Raw genomic sequence first — 21,301 nt, forward strand, 5'->3', positions numbered from 1 at the left:
CTCGTTTCTTTGCAGATACAATTACTTACAAAATGATGAATCAAAACAGAGTATTACTTATACAAATTTCTCTATTCATTTTAACGCTTATCACTACCACCCTTACCGGAGCCGAATTTATATTCGGAAACTCGTTTTTCTTTGGCAATAATCCTATGGGCTGGCATGAGTTCTTTCAGGGCTTCCGATACTCAATTCCGTTTCTTGGCGTACTTACTGTACATGAATTTGGGCATTATTTCGTAGCTAAACGCCATAAAACCGATGTAACACTACCGTTTTATATTCCACTTTGGCTGGGTGGTCTTTCGTTTTTTTCAACTATTGGCACGTTAGGGGCTTTTATCCGAATCAAAGAACGTATTCAGTCAAGAGTTAAATATTTTGATATTGGTATAGCAGGCCCGCTGGCAGGTTTTGTGGCGGCCTTGTTTGTATTATGGTATGGCTTCACTCATTTACCTTCGCTCGACTACATATTTAACCTGTTTCCACAATTAAACCAGTATGGCATGGAATATGGCAGGTTTCTGGAAACAAGCCCCGATTTTATGTCAATCAAGTTAGGCGATAGCCTCTTGTTTAAATTCTTTGAAAACTACATAGCCGTAGGCGAACTCCCTCACCCCTACCTTTATACCAATTATCCGATTATTTTTGCGGCTTATTTATCGCTTTTCTTTACTGCACTGAATCTTTTTCCGATTGGGCAGTTAGACGGCGGCCATATTCTATATGGTCTCATTGGCGACAGGGCTTTTAATATTGTATCTCCTATTTTGTTTACAGCCTTCGTATTTTATGCAGGCTTAGGATTTTTCAGAGTACAGGAGTTTATCGAAGCCGATAGCGCAGCTTTTTTACCATTACTTGGCAAATTTGCAGCTTATGTATTCTTTATTTACCTGTGTTTCTCAAAAATTACTGAAAACCTTATTACAAACTGGCTGATAACCCTGAGTGTTGTTGCGATTCAGTTAATAATCACGTATTTTTACCCCGCAGTTGAAGGATACTTCGGATTTCTGGCTTTTGGCCTTATGATTGGCCGATTTTTAGGAATCTATCATCCACCCACCTACGATGAACAACCACTTACGCTGGAAAGAAAAATCTTAGGATGGCTTGCACTGTTGATTTTTATTTTGTGCTTTACACCAAGGCCTTTTACTATTATACAACATGCTTAGATGGCTTTCTGTCTTTTTCTTTAGGCTGGCAGGCTGGAAAACCGTTAAGAATCTCCCGCCCGACCTTAAGAAAGGTATTTTTGCAGTAGCACCTCATGCTACCTGGTTCGATTTTCTGATTGGCGTTGGCGCACGCTCTGACCTAGGTTTAAGAATTGGGTATTTAGGTAAGGCAGAATTGTTTAAACCACCATTTGGCTGGCTTTTTAAAGCATTGGGTGGCACTCCGGTGATACGCTCGCATAGTACGAACTTTGTTCAGCAAGTAGCCGAAACCTTTAATAAACATGACAGCCTGCTGGTAGCTATTGCCCCCGAAGGAACCAGAAAAAACGTTGAACGCCTCAAAACAGGCTTTTATTATATGGCTCATACAGCCGGCGTACCTATTATCAGAGTAGGCTTCGATTACCCACGTAAAACGGTTTTTGTTGAAGAACCTTTTTATACCACAGGCGATTTTGAAGCTGATATGAAAAAATATTTTCTTCCTTTTTATCAGCAAATTCAAGGAGCAAAAAAAGATTGGCTTGAAAACTACGAAAAAGGGAAATTTTAATTAAAAATATGTGAGTGTGCAATGAAAAAACAAACGCAATCGATAAGAATTCAAACCAAACGGTCACAATATAGAGAACACTCTACACCACTGTTTTTAACCAGCAGTTTCTGTTTTGAAGATGCTGAACAAGGTAAAGCCCTTTTCGACGAAACGCTTGAAGGCAATATTTACTCAAGATTTTCAAACCCTTCTGTACAGGAGTTTATCGACAAAGTTTGTATGCTCGAAAACTGTGAGGAGGGGCTGGCAACTGCTACGGGAATGGCCGCTGTTTTTGCCGGATTTGCTGCGCATCTTAAATCAGGCGACCACGTAGTGTCTTCAAGAGCTTTGTTTGGCTCTGCTCACCAGATTCTGACACAGATTTTACCTAAATGGGGTATTACACAAACGTATCTTGATGCTACCGCTCCTGAAAGTGATTGGGAAGCAGCCATTCAGCCAAATACAAAAATGATTTACCTTGAAACCCCTTCAAACCCGGGTTTAGAGTTAGTTGATATGGCAATGGTTGGGCGCATTGCAAAAAAATATGGGTTAATTTACTATGTAGATAACTGTTTTGCTACACCCGTTATCCATACCCCTACCGACTACGGGGCTAATCTGGTAGTACATTCAGCTACCAAATTTATGGACGGCCAAGGTAGAGTTTTGGGTGGAGTTATTACTGGCACTAAAGAACTGATTGCCCCAATCCGTTTCTTCTGCCGCCATACAGGGCCTTCAATGTCTCCTTTCAATGCGTGGGTATTATCCAAAAGCCTCGAAACTCTCGAAATCAGGATGCAAAGGCATTGCGAAAATGCTACAAAACTGGCTAAGGCTTTAGAGAAAATGGCAGGTATAATTCATGTAAAATACCCTCATTTGCCTTCGCACCCACAGTATGCTCTAGCTAAAAAACAAATGAAAGCAGGTGGAGCCATGGTTACTTTTGAGTTAGAAGGAGGCTTTGAACGTGTAAACAAATTTACAAAGGCCTTAAAAATAGTCTCACTGTCGTCAAATCTGGGCGACTCACGAACTATTATTACTAACCCAAATACAACCACGCACGCCAAATTACCTAAAGAGGATAAAGCTAAATTAGGCATTACCGAAGGTTTGATAAGAGTTTCGGTTGGTCTGGAAGATATCAATGATTTAATTGCCGATTTCAAACAAGCAGCCAAAAAGAGTATGTAACTACCATAGCCATGACAGTTGAACAACAATATATTGCCGAGATAGTCAAAGCTGAAAATATGCAGGCGTTCACTACTTTCAGTAGGCTAACCAATACCCTTTTATTCGAGAAATCGCTGGCTCAGGAAGAAATTCTATCTCTGAAATCTCAGATTAACTCACTCAATAAAATCATCAAAGACAAGGATGAAGAGATAAAAAAATTAAAAATTAAGCAAAAAAAACAAGATTTTATTGAAAAAAACAAAGAAATTAAAAAAGAAAGTGTTAAAATTGTAGCAAATAAAATACAGCAGGCAGAAGAAAAAGCTGAATTGAAGAAAATAATAGAGGATTTAATAAAAGAGATTGATGTGTGCGTTGAGTTGTTAAACGAAGAATAATGTAACCTGACATAGCTACCGGAAGTCTAACAAACAATGGCAGATAGTGAAAAAATAGAAATAAACTTAAGAGTACTACAACGTGTAGTTACACTTAAAATTCAGCCTGAGTTAGAACCGTACTTCCGGAAAGCGGCTACTTTTGTCAATCAACGTCTTAGTTTTTATATGAAAAAAAATGACGATGGTGAAATGGATTTTTTAGATTTTCTAATAATTGTCGCTATTGAAGGAGTAGTAGAGAACCAAAAGAATCAAGATAAATACCATTTATTACAAAAAGACCTTGACAAAAGGCTGGAAGACCTCAACAATCGCCTTACACTCAACTAAAAAAATCTGATTTTCTTCATTTTAGTGTATTCATTTACCTGCCAAATCAAATCATTTTTGGTGATTTTTTGTTATTTTTCGGTCTGAACCCATTCAGACAACAAAAAATAAATCTAATAGAAATGGTTTATGTATCATTCATAATTTTTTAAAACATATAAATAATGTCAGATATTATAACAATGCTCTTTACAGACCTGTTAGCTTTGGTAATAGGTTTCTTTGTAGGTCGAGCATTTATTAAGAAAACTTTCCAAAGCAAAGAGGCAGAAGCCGAAGTACGTGCCAATGAATTACTAAAAAATGCTCAACAAACAGCCGAAAACATTAAAAAAGACAAAATTCTCGAAGCTAAAGAACACTTTTTAAAGTTAAAAGCCGAATTTGATGAAGACGCTAACAAGCGTAAAAGCATTATTATTCAGAATGAGCAAAAGGTAAAACAAATGCAGCAACAGGCTGCGCACCAGCTAGAACAAAACAAACGTAGAGAAGCTGAACTTGATTCGTTACAAAATAAACTTAACGAACAGATTGAAGTAGCTAATAAACGTAAAGACGAAGCAGAAAAAATGCTTAGCCAGCAGGTAGAACAATTAGAAAAAATTGCGAACCTGACAGCCGACCAAGCTAAACAACAGCTTATTGATGCCCTCAAAGGTGAAGCTGAAACAAAGGCATCTTCTTTCATTAAACAAACCATTGAAGAAGCTAAACTGGCAGCAACGAAAGAGTCTAAGAAAATTATTATTGAGACTATCCAACGTACCGCCTCAGAACAAGCCATTGAAAACTGTGTATCTGTATTTAATATTGAAAGTGACGAAGTTAAAGGTAAAATTATTGGCCGCGAAGGGCGTAACATACGCGCTTTAGAAGCCGCTACGGGCGTTGAAGTAATTGTGGACGATACCCCTGAGGCAATCGTAATTTCAAGTTTTGACCCTGTACGCCGCGAAATTGCTCGTTTGTCTTTACACCGTCTGGTACAAGATGGCCGTATACACCCTGCCCGTATTGAAGAAGTAGTAGGTAAAACCAAAAAAGATATAGAAAACGAAATCGTCGAAATTGGCGAGCGTACGGTTATCGATTTAGGTATACATGGCTTACACCCTGAGTTAATCAGAATGATTGGCAGAATGCGTTTCCGCTCATCTTATGGGCAAAACCTCCTTCAACACTCACGCGAAGTAGCCAAAATGTGTGCCACAATGGCTGCCGAATTAGGGTTAAATGCGAAACTAGCCAAACGCGCAGGCTTATTGCATGATATTGGCAAAGTATGGCACGAAGAACAAGAATTACCGCACGCGCTGCTAGGAATGGAACTGGCTAAAAAATACAAAGAACATCCTGAGGTAATTAATGCTATTGGTGCTCACCATGATGAAATTGAAATGACTTCCATGATTTCACCAATCGTACAGGTTTGTGACGCTATTTCGGGGTCTCGTCCGGGTGCAAGACGCGAAATGATGGAATCTTATGTACAACGCCTACGCGATTTGGAAGAACTGGCTTTATCATTCAATGGTGTTGAAAAATGCTATGCCATTCAAGCCGGACGTGAATTGCGCGTAATTGTAGACTCTGAAAACGTAAACGACGAAATTGCAAGCAAGATGTCGTTTGATATTTCACAACGTATTGAAAAAGAAATGCAATATCCGGGTCAAATTAAGGTTACTGTTATCCGTGAAATGCGTAGTGTTGCTTATGCTAAATAATATTTTCAAATAAACTTTCTTGAAAGGCGTTGTAAACCAACGCCTTTTTTTATATTTAAATCTTGACTCAATACCTTTTGAACGCCTAGCAATTTATAACTAAACCAAAATACTGATTTCATCTCTGAATCATAAATATTATTCATTTGTTGAAATAGAAAATAACATTCAAGAAATATGTCTATTACCAAAGAAGCTGAATTAATAGGGATGAAACTGGTGAGTGAAGCTGTTGCTCTTACACTCAAAGAAATGCGGAATTATGCTAAACCCGGTATGACCACCAAACAACTTGACGACTTTGGGGCAAAGGTTTTAGCCAACTTAGGGGCTAAATCTGCTCCTTCTCTTACGTATGGATTTCCGGGAGCTACCTGCATTAGTGTTAATCATGAGATTGCGCATGGTATTCCGTCAGAAAAAATTATTCTGCAAGAAGGTGATTTAATTAATATTGATGTTTCGGCAGAACTGAATGGCTTTTGGTCAGATAACGGAGGGTCATTTGTACTCGGTGCCGATACACACAAACATACCTCTTTGGTAGAAGCATCAAAACGTATCTTAAAAACAGCTATCGGTCAGATTAAGGGCGGTGTTAAAATAGCCGATATAGGCCGCCTGATTGAAACAGAAGCCAAGAAATCAGGGTATAGAGTAATCAGAAACCTAACTGGGCATGGCGTTGGCAGAAGCCTACATGAAGAACCTAGCGAAATACCTAATTTTTATGACCGATATAACACCGAAAGATTCAGAAAAAATTCGGTTGTAGCCGTAGAAACCTTTATTGCCACACATTCAACTATGGCAGAAACCCAAAAAGATGGCTGGACACTAACCGGAAATAAAGGTGGCTATGTTGCTCAACATGAGCATACAATTATTGTAACGTCTGACAAGCCTGTTATTCTGACCGAAATGAACGAAATATGGAATTAATATTTTTCATTTCATTCATTAGCGTTACTCATTTCATTGCTGACATCTAAACTTTTACTTATAAACAACATTATTATGGAATACAGACAATTAGGGGCTTCGGGCTTGCAAGTACCCGTATTGAGTTTCGGTACGGCTACTTTTGGTGGTGGAACCGAGTTTTTCAAGGCTTGGGGAAGTACACAAATTGAAGAAGCCACCCGCCTTGTTGATTTGTGTCTGGAGGCAGGCGTAAATCTGTTCGATACAGCCGATGTTTACTCACAGGGGTTATCAGAAGAAATTCTTGGCAAAGCTATTGCCGGTAAGAGAGACCAGTTACTTATTTCTACCAAAGCTACTTTTACTTTTGGGCAAGGACCTAATAATCAGGGGTCCTCTCGTTTTCATTTGTTGAAACAAATCGAGGGTAGCCTGAAACGTTTGGATACCGATTATATCGACATTTACCACATGCACGGTTTTGATGGGAACACACCCGTTGAAGAAACTTTACGTACGTTAGATGATTTAATTCAAAGTGGTAAGGTGAGATATATTGCTGCTTCTAATTTTTCTGGCTGGCATTTGATGAAATCATTAGCTATTTCGGAGAAATACGGCTGGAATCGCTACGTTGCACATCAGGTATATTATTCTTTGGCTAATCGTGACTATGAATGGGAATTAATGCCTCTGGGTATTGAAAATAAAGTGGGTGCTATTGTTTGGTCGCCATTAGCTGCGGGGCTTCTTGGGGGCAAATATAAACGTAATCAGGCAAAACCCAGCGATACCCGAGTAGCACAAGGTGGCAGCCCGATTCCGGCCGCGGCCGTTAATGAGGAAATACTTTTTGATGTAGTTGATGTACTGGAACAAATAGCTGAAGAAACAGGCAAAACTATTGCACAGGTAGCTATTAACTGGGTTTTACAACGCCCTACGGTTTCGAGTATTATTATTGGTGCTCGTAATGAAGAGCAGCTAAAACAGAATTTTGGAGCTATTGGCTGGAACTTGACTACGGAACAAGTTCAGAGACTTGATAAAGCAAGTGATGTATTGCCTATTTATCCATATTGGCATCAACGCCAGAACCTAACGTTGAATCCGCCACCAAAGTTTTATTAAAATAAAAGATTCATAAAAAGCAAAAGGCTCCTCGATTGAAGAGCCTTTTACTTTTATTATTTTCAAGAGAATATTAAAGCGTACGCTTAACCTCTTTGATTTCGAAACTTTCAATAGTATCGCCTACTTCAATGTCGTTAAAGCCTTTAATGCTCAAACCACACTCAAAATTGGTTTTTACTTCGTTTACATCATCTTTGAAACGCTTCAACTGAGAAATCTCTCCTTCATAAATTACGATACCTTCTCTGATCAAACGAACTTTATTGTTACGTTTAATTGAGCCGTCAGTTACGTAACAACCTGCAATAGTACCTACTTTGCTGATTTTGAAGGTTTCTCTTACCTCAACAGTACCAACAATTGTTTCTTCTTCCTTAGGTGCCAACAAGCCTTCCATCGCATCTTTGATTTCATTGATAGCATCATAGATGATTGAATACAATCTAATTTCGATTTCTTCTTGGTCGGCTATTCTTCTGGCATTGTTAGAAGGACGTACCTGGAAGCCGATAATGATAGCATCGGCTGTTGATGCAAGGTTTACGTCAGACTCCGATATTTGCCCTACACCCTTATGGATGATAGAAACCTGTACTTCATCGGTCGATAATTTCAATAATGAGTCAGAAAGGGCTTCTACTGAACCATCCACGTCACCTTTTACAATGACATTCAACTGGTGGAAAGTACCGATGGCTTTACGACGGCCAATTTCTTCAAGCGTAATATGTTTTCTGGCTCTAAGACTTTGTTCACGGATAATCTGCTCACGTTTATTGGCAATTTCTCTGGCTTCACGTTCAGACTCCATTACGTTAAACTTGTCACCTGCTTGTGGAGCACCCGGCAAACCTAAAATCTGTACAGGTGTTGAAGGGCCTGCTTTTTTGATTTTGCTGCCCATGTCATCAACCATTGCTCTCACACGGCCGAAATACTGCCCTGCCAGAATAATGTCTCCGATTTTAAGCGTACCATTTTGTACAAGGATAGTGGCTACATACCCACGGCCTTTATCAAGAGAGGCTTCAATTACTGTACCTACGGCTGTTCTTTCCGAGTTAGATTTCAATTCAAGTAATTCGGCTTCAAGTAATACTTTGTCAAGAAGGTCGGCAATACCAGTTCCTTGTTTGGCTGATACTTCCTGCTCCTGATATTTACCACCCCAGCTTTCGACAAGAATGTTCTCTTTGGCAAGGTCTTCACGTATTTTGCTCGGATTAGCCCCGGGTTTATCAATTTTATTGATGGCAAACACAATTGGCACACCTGCGTTTTGCGCATGGTTAATTGCTTCACGTGTCTGAGGCATCACGCTATCGTCAGCCGCAACCACAACAATAACAACGTCGGTTACCTTTGCACCTCTGGCACGCATGGCGGTAAATGCCTCGTGACCGGGTGTATCAAGGAACGTAATCTTTTTACCTTTGTTCGGGCCGTCTTTCATTTCTACCGAGTAAGCTCCAATGTGCTGGGTAATTCCCCCTGCTTCACCAGCAGCTACTCTGGTACGACGAATATAGTCTAGTAAAGATGTTTTACCGTGGTCAACGTGACCCATGATAGTCACGATTGGTGCTCTTGGCTCAGTATCTTCAATGTCTTCGTCTTTATCAATAACGTCTGACTGAACTTCTTCTTCGGCCGAAATAAACTGTACGTCAAAACCAAAATCAAGGGCAAGCATCTGAATAACCTCGGCATCAAGGCGTTGGTTAATCGAAACAAACATACCCATCTTCATTGAAGCTGAAATAACTTCGGTTACAGATACGTTCATCATTGATGCTAATTCAGAAGCTGAAATGAACTCAGTTACTTTCAGGATATTGCTTTCTTCTTGTTCCTGCATGATACGTTGCTCTTCTTGTTCGGCACGCATCTTACGTTTATCCTTACGGTATTTCGCTCCGAAGTCAGGCCCTTTGGTCTGCATACGAGCCATCGTTTGCTTGATTTGCTCTTTTACTTCTGTCTGAGATACTTCTTCGCGACGTTCCTTTTTCTTCTTGTTATCAGTTTTTTTGGCTCCTGTTGCATTCGCATTAGGAGTTGTTGCTGTTTGTGGTTTTGGTTTAGCACCATTTTCAAGGTTATTAACCTTTTCGGCTCTCTTCACGCGTTTGCGTTTACGCTTGCGTTTCGAGTCTCTGTCTTCGTTGCTGCTGCTACTGCTTTTCTTTTCAACAGGCAGCTCAATTTTTCCAAGTACTTTTAAGCCTTGTAGTTTTTCACCTTTTGCCTGAATCAATTCTGGTTCTTCGCTTTCAACTGGCTCTACTGCTGGTTTAGGCTCAGGTTTTTTGAATTGTTCTTGTGGCGGTCTTTGTTCAAAATTAGGTTTATTCTGATAGCCAGTTTGCTGGTTTCTTGGCGGGCGGTTCTGATTGTTGCCTCCCCCCTGATTATTTCTATCCGAATTACCAGTATTCTGGTTATTATTCCTATTCTGATTATTATTATTGTTGTTGTTCCAGTGATTAGGTCTGTTCTGGTTACCATGCCCCTGATTATCGCGGTTATTATCATACCGGCGTTCCTGAGGTGCATTCTGACGTGGGTTTTCTGCAACCGGGCGTTTTTCTTCTTGCTTTGGTTCTACTTTCACAGGTTCTGCCACTGGTTTTACTGGCTCTTCAACTTTAGGTTCTGGTTTTACCTCAACTTTTGGTGTTTCAATAACTACCGGTTTTTCGGGTTCTTTAACCACAGGTTTTGGAGGTTCTTCTTCAACTTTAGGTTTTTCAACTACAACTGGTTCTGGTTTTGGAGGTTCAGGTGTTGGGGTTGAGGGTGTAGAGGGTTTTCTGTCAAGATCAATTTTTCCTAAAACGGTAGTTCCTGGCAGTTTTTGCTCAGCCCGAATAACTTCTACTGGTTTTTCGGGGGCTTTTTCAGGTGTTTTCTCTACTTTTTTGTCTTCAACTTTAGGTTGTTCTCTAAAATAAAGAATATCCATATCCCCAGAAGAAGTTTTTGGTTCTTCTACTGGTTTAACAGCCGAACTTTCATCAAGCAAAGAAGAATTGTGAAATTCTTTCGACAAAATACTCAATTGCTCGAAATTGAGTTTGGCGTTTGGATTATTATCAATACGATGTCCCTTTATAGCAAGTTTCTCAACGATGGTAGCAATCCCAACGTTTAGTTTCTTAGCCGCAAGGCTTATTCGCATTTCTTTTTGTTCTATCATAAAGTAAATTAAAAAGTCAGTTGAGTTATTTTGAGTTGCTGGATGTACGTAAAGTTTTTCAAACCTCCAGATAAATAACACGGTTTACGTGCTTACTGTTCCATCTGGTCTTATTCAAACTCTTTACTAAGAATCTCAAGCACCTCTGCAATTGTTTCTTCTTCCAGTTCGGTCCGACGGGCAACATCTTCTTTTGAAAGTGCCAACACTGCTTTTGCAGTATCGAGACCAATCTTACGGAACTCATCCAATACCCATTCCTCAATTTCGTCTGAGAATTCAGATAGGTCAACGTCTTCCTCCTCTTCTTCTCCTTCAAGGTCACGGAATACATCAAGTTCCATCCCAACCAATTTACCAGCTAATTTGATATTCATCCCTCCTTTACCAATAGCAAGCGAAACTTGGTCTGGTTTTAAATAAACCGATACTCTTTTCTTTTCATTATCAACCTGAATACTGCTGATTTTAGCAGGGCTTAAGGCTCTTGAAATTAACAAGTTAAGGTTATCAGTCCATTGAATCACGTCTATATTTTCATTTTCCAACTCACGCACAATGGTATGAATACGCGAGCCTTTCATACCTACGCAAGCTCCTACCGGGTCAATACGGTCGTCATACGACTCAACAGCCACTTTGGCTCTTTCACCGGGTTCACGTACAATTTTACGAACTGATATAAGACCATCCAGAATTTCAGGAATTTCTTGCTCAAATAAACGCTCCAAGAATACAGGTGAGGTACGCGACAAGGTGATGCGAGGGGTTCCGTTATTCATTTCTACTTTATGAACAACTGCCTTGATACTGGTACCTTTTCTTGGGCGGTCTTTCGGAATCTGTTCTGTTTTTGGCAACACTAATTCGTTGCTTTCTGAATCCAGACAAACCAGTTCTTTTCCTAAAATCTGATAAACTTCTACTATTATCAGCTCTCCTACCAAATCTTTATATTTGGCATAAAGCATTTCTTTCTCTAAATCTTTAATCTTCTGAATAAGTGTCTGACGAGCCGTTTGTACTACTCTACGACCGAAGTCTTCCAGTTTCACTTCGTCAGCTACTTCTTCACCAATTTCAAAGTCAGGCTGAATCTTGCGAGCCTCCGACAACATAATTTTGTCAGGGTCCCATATATCTTCAGAGTTGTCATCTACAATTTCGCGTGTACGCCACATTTCAAGGTCACCACTATCTGCATTTATGATAACATCGAAATTGTGGTCAGTACCAAATTTTTTACGAATCATTGTCCGGAACACATCCTCTAAGACCTTTATCATGGTCGGACGGTCAATATTCTTTTCGCGGGCAAATTCTGAAAACGATGCAATTAACTCTCCACTGTGCATATACTATATCATGAGTTAGTGATTTTGTTGATTTAGTGAATGAATCTGCTCATTCATCAAAACTCATTAAATCAAATTTCTTAATTATAATTTTATTTAAATGAAATAACTACTTGTGCTTCTTTTATATTTTCAAGTGAAATGTTTATAGGCTCGATGGGTTCGTTTTTAGCTTTGCCGGTTCGTTTTTTTTCTTCAATCAAAGTAATTTCATGGTTAGCAAGACCCTCCAATTTGCCTTTGATTTCTTTCCCATCTGTTAGAACTACTTTTAAAGTCCGGCCTATGTTTTTCCGATACATCCGCTCGCTTTTCAGCGGAAAATCTATACCGGGCGACGAAACTTCTAATGTATATTTATCGGGCATAAGTTCATCTAGTTCTTTGCCCAGTTTACGACTGATTTCGCTACACTCGTCAATCTTTATGCCTTCGTCTGAATCAAGCAAAACAGTTACTTTACTATTCAGCCTAGACAAAGACACTTTTATGTCAACCACAAAATATTTATCATTTTCAAGAAGTGGTTGTAAGAGTTGTTCTATTTTTTCTTTATGCTCAGTATTCATATTCTCGGTCTTGCCAAAGCCAATTTTCAGCATTGCTCTAGCTATATTTAAAGAAAAAAGGAGGACTGCTCTCCTCCTTTTGCACAATTCTCATGCAAATATAAGAATATTTTTCTTTTTTTACAAATTTGATTGGTAAATAAGCTATCATTCCCCTCTTCAATATACATTATCTATACCAGATTTAATATTATTCCATATCACAACTAAAGCTGCGTTAGCAGGCCATGCTTTTTTATTGTGCAATTTTTGGTTTCTTTGCATTAATTTAGTTTTAGTTCAGGCTATACTTCTCACATAAATTTTTCATTGATAAACGATTATGAAAAAAGGTTTTCTCTCTCTATTACTGGTCTGTTGCAGCGTACTTGCCTGTAAGGAAACAAACACCAATAATGACTCTCAGGCAAAATTGAATGCGCTAGCCGCAAAATATGTCAGGCTTGGGCTTACAATCGGGCAATATGATGCCGATTTTGTAGATGCGTATTACGGCCCTGACTCGCTCAAACCAATGGTACAACCCAAGGCAGTTTTCCCTAAAGATAGCTTACTGGCTGCTGCTAATAATTTAATAGGGCAATTGATTGAATTTAATGCCAATGAAAAAAACGATACACTGGCGGGCAGAGCTAAGTGGATGTCGAGCCAATTAATAGCTTTCGGACGTAGAATTAATATATTTTCGCAGAAATATCAGTTGTTTGACGAGGAATCGAAAGATTTATTCGGTGTAATTGCCCCTACTTATCCTGAAAGCCATTATCAGGCATTAGTGGCAAAGCTAGACAGCTTATTGCCCGGGCAAGGGAGTATCAACGCGCGTTTTGAGAAACTAGCCAGCCAGTTTATTATTCCGAAAGCAAAAGTTGATACGGTTTTTAAAACCGCTATTGCCGAAGCCCGTAAACGTACTTTACAGCATTATCAGTTGCCTGCCAACGAAAACTTTACGCTTGAGTACGTAACCGGCAAGCCGTGGTCTGGCTACAACTGGTATCAGGGGAATTATCAGAGTAAAATACAAATCAGCATTGACCTGCCTATTTTTATCGAACGAGCCATCGATTTAGCTTGCCATGAGGGGTATCCGGGGCATCATGTATATAATATGCTTCTCGAGAAAAACCTGTACCATGACAAAGGCTGGGTTGAAATATCGTTGTATCCGTTATTTAGCCCTCAATCGTTGATTGCAGAAGGAAGTGCCAATTATGGCATTGAGATTGCGTTTCCGGGAACAGAAAAAAACAAGTTTGTGAAAGACGTACTTTTACCGCTGGCAGGGATGGATGGCAAAAATACTGACTTATATTTTCAGGCTCTAGCCCTGAAAGCTCAGCTTGCTTATGCCCGCAACGAAGTAGCTCGAGGAATTATTAACAACACCATGAGCGAAACTGAGGTAAATAAATGGCTGATGAATTATGGCCTACGTGAAAAAAATTTGGCGGTAAAAGACATTAATTTTATCAAAAAATACAGAAGCTATGTAATTAACTATAACTACGGACAAGATATTGTAAAAAAATACATAGAGTCGAACGGAGGAACAGCAGCTAACGCCAACAAACGTTGGGAGTTATTTCAATGGTTGCTGAGTAATGCAGTTCGCCCGACTGACTTAATTAAAGCTCAGCAATAAGCATAAAGTGAGGATAAAATAAAATAGCTATCGTCAAACAACGATAGCTATTATTCATTATAAATTTATCAATTATTTACCCACGAATATCTTAGTTTCGTCAGTATAGCCTGTTTTATTCAAATACCAATCAGTATTACTTGTACCACCGCTTTCAGCCCATGCGGCAAATTTAAGATAAGCATCTACAATTGCCTTTGTTTCAGCCGGATATCTGAATTGTACCGGAAAATCTATTGCCCACGGTAGCCCCTTCGATGTTTTATAATAAATTCCTTTCGATACTGACGAGCCATCTTGCCCTGTTCCGAACAACGAAAGGTCGGCTTTGCTGGTTGGTGTCTGGTTAATCAAGTGTACTTCTTTTCCTCTTTCTTCGCTTCTGAACAAGAACGGGTTATAAGGAGCATTACCAAGTTTTGCTTTGTCGATCGGGCTTGTAAAGCTGATGTTAAGTCTTAAGGTATCAGAAGTTACCAATGATGAGCCTGTTACAGTATTGATAAAACCACCCGACGATTTTACCTGATTAAAGGCATCGTCAAAAGCAATAACGGTTGCGTATTTCTGGTCTGCCTCAACTCCACTCGACAGAGTTTTAATTTTACCAGTGGTTAACGACTGCCCTGTAATCGACTTCACTAAAGATGGGTCAATTGGCATTTCAAAACCCCAGCCACTTTTAAATGTTGCACCAATGGCACCTACATAAAACTTGGCTTTTATTTCAACTACTTGGTTTTGTGCATTCAATACTTCCTGAAACTGATAATTCAGAATCAAGTCGTTCATGTCGTAATCCCCTTGAAAAGGCCACAAGTCTTCGTAAGCGATGGTATTATAAGTGTTTTTTGATGGAGTGTAATTGTTAATGGCTCTTGTTGGGTCGTTCGGATATTCGTCACGAGTATCACCTACGCCATCACCATCAGTATCTGTTGAGCTATCAACTACGGGTACATTATCGGTATCAATCGCTTTTACCGGATTTGATGTAGCAAAGAAAATAGCATCATTAAAGTCGTTATCACAGTTAATTGGTGTATTCTGACGGCTAACGTCTTCAAAAGCTAACACCATACGATTTGTTACAGGGTCGTTTAAAACTATCAGGTGGCGTTGAATATCCTTTGAAGTTTCTATATTCAGGGCATCATGGCTGAAATGTGCATAATAACCTTTTCCAACAGTACCGTTACTGTAAGCATTAGCCAATAACACGAATCCGATACCTGTACCTGCCTCAAATCGGCCTAGTTTTACTTTATCACCCGACACTAGTCCGCCACCACTGCCACTATAAGATACGTTCGGGAAGATAATATTTACTTTGCTGATATCAGTAGGTTTTTTTGGAGGGTTGAGAGGGTCAAATGTATAATACCCCAATGTATTCTGCCAACCTGCGCCTTCGTGTACAAACGTTACCCAAACATCGGCCAGTTCTTTAATATATAACCAGTTGCGGTTACTTGGGTTCAGGTAGTCAGGGTGAGATTTTGGAACAGGGTCTCCTTCAGGAACACTGGCATTGATACTTTCAAGGAATTTTGAGGATAATTCGTCTCTTGTTTTTTCAAGATAATTAGGAACCCCTGCCGAATTCCATGAACCCATGTATGAAATAGGGGGATAATCCTGAGCAATTCTGGCTCCAGCTATTGAGGGCGACTGGTTGTTTTCATTTGTAACATCAATAATGCTACCGGTAATTTTAGGGTCTTTACCACCAAAATTAACCTGAACTTTATTATTGGCTACTTCAACGATTAGTTCAATAGGCAACCCGACATAATTTGGCCTTACCGAAACTTTAGTAACATAAGTAGGAATTTTCTGTGTCATGCTCAGCATACCTGTGGTAGAAGTAATTCCTTTGAAAAGAAGTTTGTTTTCAGGATAACTGTATACTGAAATTACTACGCCTCTTATGGGCTTATCGGTGTTGTCGAAGGTACCAATGTCGAACTTTACGTCTCCTGTGGTATTGAAATTAAAACTTGCTGGGACATTAAGTTTGTCCATGTTAGTACTTGTATTAGTCGATGTTCCTGGAACAGGGGTTAAATCAGTTATATCTGGTGCGCAGGCATTGAGTAATACAGCAAAAAGAATTGTAGGTAAATAGAACGCTAATTTTTTCATTTATTGAAGGTATTAAATTGATTTTAGTATTAGCTTGAATAGCAATTTTCAAGCCATTTCCTAGTACAAAGTTGTCTTATTTGTAAGCGAAAAAGTCTTATTTTCGATATTCAGAAGAAAAAAAGGTTTATTTGGTAAAATTTATCCGATAAGCTAAAAAATAACGCCATTAAAAAGTGCTATTAGTGTTATCTGAAATATTATTTAGTGGTAGCATTAAAAATTTTGGCACGAATTTTTTTTCCTATTTTGCAGAAAAAAACCTTGTTTTTCGGTCTTTTTTATATAAAAAGAGACCGATGTAGCAACATCGGCCCCTATAATACCAAATAGTATAGCAATTATTAAATATCAAACCTGATGCCCTGTGCCAGAGGAAGCTGTTTACTGTAATTGATTGTGTTGGTCTGGCGGCGCATATAGTTTTTCCAAGAATCAGAGCCACTTTCACGCCCGCCGCCTGTTTCTTTTTCTCCGCCAAAGGCCCCTCCTATTTCGGCTCCTGAAGTACCAATATTTACGTTGGCAATACCGCAGTCAGAGCCAGAGGCTGCTAAAAATTGTTCGGCTTCTCTGACATTTAATGTAAAAATAGCAGACGATAAGCCCTGAGGTACTGCATTTTGCAGGTCAATGGCTTCATCAAGTGTCTTATATTTCATTAAATAGAGTATAGGCGCAAAAGTTTCATGGCAAACCACTGGCGTTTGTGTATCTATTTCAACTAGTGTTGGTTTTACATAGCACCCTGATTCGTAGCTTTCTCCGCTTAATACTTCATTACCATATAAAATTCGCCCGCCTTCAAGCCCTACTTTGTCGATAGCTGTGCTGTAAGCATTCACGGCATCGGTATCAATAAGAGGCCCTACATGATTATTGGTGTCGAGTGGGTTACCAATGCGTAACTGGGCATATATTTTTACGAGTCGGTTTTTAACATCTTCATAAATGCTTTCATGCAAAATCAGGCGACGGGTAGTAGTGCAACGTTGGCCAGCGGTACCCACTGCACCGAATACAACTGCCGGAATCACTATCTGCAAATCTGCATTTTCTGTTACAATAATGGCATTATTGCCGCCTAGTTCCAACAGGCTTTTACCTAAACGATTAGCCACGGCTTGCCCTACTGCCTTACCCATACGTGTTGAACCCGTAGCAGAAACCAAAGGCACTCTGGTATCGTTTGAGAGCCATTCGCCTACTTTTCTATCTCCAATAATTAGCCCTGATATACCTTCAGGAACATTATTTTTACGGAGTACCTCCCAAATAATATTCTGGCAGGCTATGGCTGACAATGGTGTTTTTTCAGATGGTTTCCAGATACATACATCGCCACACACCCATGCCAACATGGCATTCCATGACCACACAGCCACCGGAAAATTAAAAGCGGAAATAATGCCCACAATACCAAGCGGATGCCATTGCTCGTACATACGGTGCTGAATACGCTCAGAGTGCATACTTAACCCATATAACTGGCGCGACAAACCAACGGCAAAGTCACAGATATCAATCATTTCCTGTACTTCTCCCCAACCTTCCTGTAAACTTTTACCCATTTCATAGCTTACCAGTTTGCCGAGGTTATCTTTGTTTGCACGCAGGGCATCGCCCATCTGGCGCACAATTTCGCCTCTTTTTGGGGCGGGTACCTCGCGCCATATTTTAAAGGCTTCCTGTGCTTGTATAACTACCTTTTCGTAGTCTTGTGATGTTGCCTGACGAACCTTGCCAATGAGTTGCCCATCAACAGGCGAATAAGAGCTTAATACCTTTCCTCCGCCTGCCCAGCTTTGTTGCCCTGTACTGACACCATGATTCACAGATTTTATCTGAAGTTGTTTTAATACTTTTTTCATTGATGGCTTTGTTTGTTGATTTAACTATGACAAAGATACAAAAAAGCGATACAGCATCTACTGTATCGCTTCTAATGTATTTAAGATTGATGGCTGTTACTCGTAAATATGCGCAATGAGGTCAGCTACGAGGCCAGTCCAGCCACATTGATGCGAAGCCCCTAGTCCGGCACCGTTATCGCCGTTAAAATATTCGTAAAATAGGTATAAATCTTTAAAATACGGGTCTTTATCAAATTTTTCTATACTCCCCATTGCTGGGCGTTGCTGTGCCTGATTCATCACAAATATATTAATCAGCCGTTGGGCTACCAGATTAGTAGCTTCTTTAATTGACATAAGATTACCTGTGTTAGTTGGGTATTCTATCTCAAAATCATCGCCATAATATTCATAGAATTTCAATAGCGAATCAATCAGCAGAAAATTAATAGGAAACCATATCGGCCCACGCCAGTTTGAGTTCCCTCCCATTATGCTAAGGTCAGATTCAGCCGGTGTGTACTGAACACTCAGGATTTCGCCATGCAGATTAAACTTATAGGGGTTTTCATTATGGAACTTCGATAAGGACCTGATTCCGTAGGTAGATAAAAACTCGGCTTCATCAAACATACGTTTTACGACCATTTTCATCCGATGCCCACGCAATAACGAAAGCAAGTGTGTTTCTCCTTTACCGGGTTCGTGCCAGCGTGAAATTAGTGAAGCCAAGTCGGGTCGGTTGTTTAAAACCCATTCAAGGCGGCGTTTAAAATCGGGCAGTTTAGCTAGTGTTTCTTCATTGAGTACTTCTACGGCACAAAGCGGAATCAAACCCACATAAGAGCGTATTTTCATGAAGATAGTTTCACCATTAGGTGCATGAAGTTTGTCATAATAAAACTGGTCTGACTCGTCCCACAAACCTAAATCATTACCCTTGATAGGCTTATTGATTGCCCCTGCAATATGCAGAAAATGCTCGAAGAATTTTGAAGCCATATCCTGATACACAGGCCGTTCGAGTGAAATTTCGCAGGCAATACGAAGCATATTGAGCGTATACATAGCCATCCATCCGGTAGCATCGGCCTGCTCGAGTTTTACACCGGGTATTTGTGTATTACGGTCAAATACCCCGATATTGTCTAACCCCAAGAATCCTCCGCCGAAAATATTGTTTCCTTCTTCGTCCTTCTGATTTACCCACCAAGTGAAATTTATCAGAAGTTTATGGAAGATTTTTTCCAGAAACAGGATATCACCTTTGCCGTTGGCTTTTTTATCAATTTCGTATACTTTCCAAGTAGCCCAAGCATGTACGGGCGGATTAACATCCGAGAAATTCCATTCATAAGCTGGTAATTGCCCATTAGGGTGCATGTAGTATTCACGCAGAATAACTGCCAGTTGTCTTTTAGCAAAATCGGGGTCTATACGGGCTAAAGTAAGTGTATGAAAGGCGAGGTCCCAAGCGGCAAACCACGGATATTCCCATTTATCAGGCATCGAGAGAATATTAGCCATGTAGGCGTGTTTCCATGTATGATTCCGTTGATAAGCCCTTCCTTTAAATTCAAAAGGCATTTTAGGGTCGCCGTTTGTCCACTCATTAATGTTATAGTAGTAGAATTGTTTATTCCACATCATACCAGCAAATGCCTGACGCTGGATTTTCTTCAATTCTTCTTCTTTGATATTCTTCTGCAAATCACCATAAAATTCTTCTGCCTCCTGAATTCTCTGGGCAAATGTTTCGTCAAAATCATCGAACGGCTTACTGATATGCTTGTTCTGGCTGAATCTTAAACGAATAGTAACGCTTCCTTCACCTTCAATTTTCCTGGTGTATTTAGCTGCCGCCTTTGACCCTATGCGGTTTGGATTAACGTACTTGTCTTTTCCGGTTACGACATAATTACTGATACCATCCTTAACAAACATCGAATTATTAGGTTTTCCGAAAACCCGCTCCATGTTGGTTTCATTTTCGCAGAACAGTAGTTCGTCGGCTTCTTCAATATATAATTTATATTTACCTATAATATGATGGTTTGCTTCAATCTGCGAATTGGCAATACCCGTAAGCATAGGTTTTTGCTTGAAGGATTCATAGCCCCATGACCACGTATTACGGAACCAGATTGTAGGAAGTATGGTGAGCGGAGCCGCCTTTTTACCCCGATTATAAGCCGTGAGTTTTATCAGCACATCGGTTTCATCGGCTTTGGCGTACTCTATAAAAATATCGAAGTATTCATTATTATCAAAGATTCCTGTTTCGATAAGCTCAAACTCAGGGTCTTTGCGGTTTCGACGCTGGTTTTCGTCAATAATTCTTTTGTAAGGAAACTCATTCTGAGGGTACTTGTAAAGCATCTTCATATATGAATGAGTAGGCGTACTATCCAGATAATAATAGAGTTCTTTTACGTCTTCGCCGTGTATCCCCTCAGAGCCAGCCAGCCCGTAAAGGCGTTCTTTTACTATTTTATCCTGATGGTTCCAGAACGAAAAGGCAATACACAAAAACTGTTTATTGTCTGAGATTCCGCCGATGCCATCTTCTCCCCACCGATACGCCCACGAGCGGGCCATATCATGCGACACGTAATCCCACGTGCTGCCATAAACGCTATAATCTTCTCTTACTGTTCCCCACTGCCTTTCTGATAGGTAAGGACCCCATCTTTTCCATCCTTTATTGTCTTTTCTTAGGTTTAGTCGTATCTTCTCGGCCAACTCTGTCATAGTAGGTAATTATTAGGTGGTATACGCAAAAATAGAAAAAAATGAATACGAAGGTATAGTTTGCCCAGAATCAATTGTAAAAATTAAAAAACTTGTTGATATAATACAATAAAAACCAAGTACCCTCCGAATAACCCTTAAAAGCTGTAATTTAAAGCTATTTTGCTGGTATTAATTGTGCTTTTCGGTATATAATTATGGCTATTCACATCAAAAATGAGTAAATATAATTTAAGCAAATATATTGCCTGATATAAGTTTTGCAGGAAATGTAATAAGAGCATGTCTAAAAATTAAATTTGTTGTTTTTTATAATCTATTGAGGATTATTTGGCAATTA

Annotated in this window: 15 protein-coding genes; 9 read left to right on the forward strand and 6 right to left on the reverse strand. The window is 39.6% G+C overall.

Translation table 11 applies throughout. The annotated features are described in order from the left end of the window. Positions 1 to 32 precede the first annotated feature (32 nt). The 8 genes from WAA15_RS21185 to WAA15_RS21220 all read left to right on the forward strand — a co-directional run bounded on the left by WAA15_RS21185 (position 33) and on the right by WAA15_RS21220 (position 7,441). Positions 33 to 1,190, forward strand: a complete 1,158-nt coding sequence (locus tag WAA15_RS21185; RefSeq protein ID WP_337044844.1) for a site-2 protease family protein — start codon at positions 33 to 35, stop codon at positions 1,188 to 1,190. After that, the gene (locus tag WAA15_RS21190; RefSeq protein ID WP_337044845.1) at positions 1,183 to 1,749 is read left to right on the forward strand and encodes a 1-acyl-sn-glycerol-3-phosphate acyltransferase; all 567 of its coding nucleotides are present in this window, start codon (positions 1,183 to 1,185) and stop codon (positions 1,747 to 1,749) included. Before WAA15_RS21185 ends, WAA15_RS21190 begins: the two co-directional genes overlap by 8 nt. Before the next feature lie 21 nt (positions 1,750 to 1,770). Then, positions 1,771 to 2,940: a trans-sulfuration enzyme family protein gene (locus WAA15_RS21195; RefSeq protein WP_337044846.1), complete on the forward strand. Its 1,170-nt coding sequence runs from the start codon at positions 1,771 to 1,773 to the stop codon at positions 2,938 to 2,940. 11 nt (positions 2,941 to 2,951) lie between these two features. Further along, positions 2,952 to 3,323: a hypothetical protein gene (locus tag WAA15_RS21200; protein ID WP_337044847.1), complete on the forward strand. Its 372-nt coding sequence runs from the start codon at positions 2,952 to 2,954 to the stop codon at positions 3,321 to 3,323. A gap of 36 nt (positions 3,324 to 3,359) precedes the next feature. Next, positions 3,360 to 3,656 carry a cell division protein ZapA gene (locus tag WAA15_RS21205; RefSeq protein WP_337044848.1) on the forward strand — a complete coding sequence of 99 codons (297 nt, stop codon included), beginning with the start codon at positions 3,360 to 3,362 and terminating at the stop codon, positions 3,654 to 3,656. 164 nt (positions 3,657 to 3,820) lie between these two features. Next, on the forward strand, positions 3,821 to 5,386 hold the full coding sequence (gene rny, locus WAA15_RS21210; RefSeq protein WP_337044849.1) for a ribonuclease Y: 1,566 nt from the start codon (positions 3,821 to 3,823) through the stop codon (positions 5,384 to 5,386). 177 nt (positions 5,387 to 5,563) lie between these two features. Continuing rightward, positions 5,564 to 6,328, forward strand: a complete 765-nt coding sequence (gene map / locus WAA15_RS21215) for a type I methionyl aminopeptidase (protein WP_337044850.1) — start codon at positions 5,564 to 5,566, stop codon at positions 6,326 to 6,328. A gap of 75 nt (positions 6,329 to 6,403) precedes the next feature. Then, the gene (locus WAA15_RS21220; RefSeq protein ID WP_337044851.1) at positions 6,404 to 7,441 is read left to right on the forward strand and encodes an aldo/keto reductase; all 1,038 of its coding nucleotides are present in this window, start codon (positions 6,404 to 6,406) and stop codon (positions 7,439 to 7,441) included. Between the two features lie 73 nt (positions 7,442 to 7,514). Here the strand turns inward: WAA15_RS21220 and infB are convergent, their stop codons facing one another. The 3 genes from infB to rimP form a co-directional block, all read right to left on the reverse strand. Then, positions 7,515 to 10,643, reverse strand: a complete 3,129-nt coding sequence (gene infB, locus WAA15_RS21225) for a translation initiation factor IF-2 (protein ID WP_337044852.1) — start codon at positions 10,641 to 10,643, stop codon at positions 7,515 to 7,517. 110 nt (positions 10,644 to 10,753) lie between these two features. After that, a complete protein-coding gene (gene nusA / locus WAA15_RS21230) occupies positions 10,754 to 11,998 on the reverse strand; it encodes a transcription termination factor NusA (RefSeq protein WP_337044853.1) in 1,245 nt (414 codons plus the stop codon). 92 nt (positions 11,999 to 12,090) lie between these two features. After that, entirely contained in the window at positions 12,091 to 12,600 is a 510-nt protein-coding gene (rimP, locus tag WAA15_RS21235) for a ribosome maturation factor RimP (RefSeq protein WP_337044854.1), read from the reverse strand. Positions 12,601 to 12,889: 289 nt separating this feature from the next. Between rimP and WAA15_RS21240 the strand changes: the two genes are divergently transcribed. Continuing rightward, positions 12,890 to 14,212, forward strand: a complete 1,323-nt coding sequence (locus WAA15_RS21240; RefSeq protein WP_337044855.1) for a hypothetical protein — start codon at positions 12,890 to 12,892, stop codon at positions 14,210 to 14,212. 72 nt (positions 14,213 to 14,284) lie between these two features. Here the strand turns inward: WAA15_RS21240 and WAA15_RS21245 are convergent, their stop codons facing one another. The 3 genes from WAA15_RS21245 to WAA15_RS21255 form a co-directional block, all read right to left on the reverse strand. Beyond that, a complete protein-coding gene (locus WAA15_RS21245; protein ID WP_337044856.1) occupies positions 14,285 to 16,357 on the reverse strand; it encodes an LruC domain-containing protein in 2,073 nt (690 codons plus the stop codon). A 344-nt stretch (positions 16,358 to 16,701) separates the two neighbouring features. Continuing rightward, positions 16,702 to 18,228 (reverse strand): L-piperidine-6-carboxylate dehydrogenase, encoded by a 1,527-nt coding sequence (gene amaB / locus WAA15_RS21250; protein ID WP_337044857.1) that lies wholly within the window; start codon positions 18,226 to 18,228, stop codon positions 16,702 to 16,704. Between the two features lie 96 nt (positions 18,229 to 18,324). Further along, entirely contained in the window at positions 18,325 to 20,961 is a 2,637-nt protein-coding gene (locus WAA15_RS21255; RefSeq protein WP_337044858.1) for an MGH1-like glycoside hydrolase domain-containing protein, read from the reverse strand. Positions 20,962 to 21,301 lie beyond the last annotated feature (340 nt).

The organism is Emticicia sp. 17c (assembly GCF_037153985.1).
In the GTDB taxonomy this organism is placed as follows: Bacteria; Bacteroidota; Bacteroidia; order Cytophagales; family Spirosomataceae; genus Emticicia.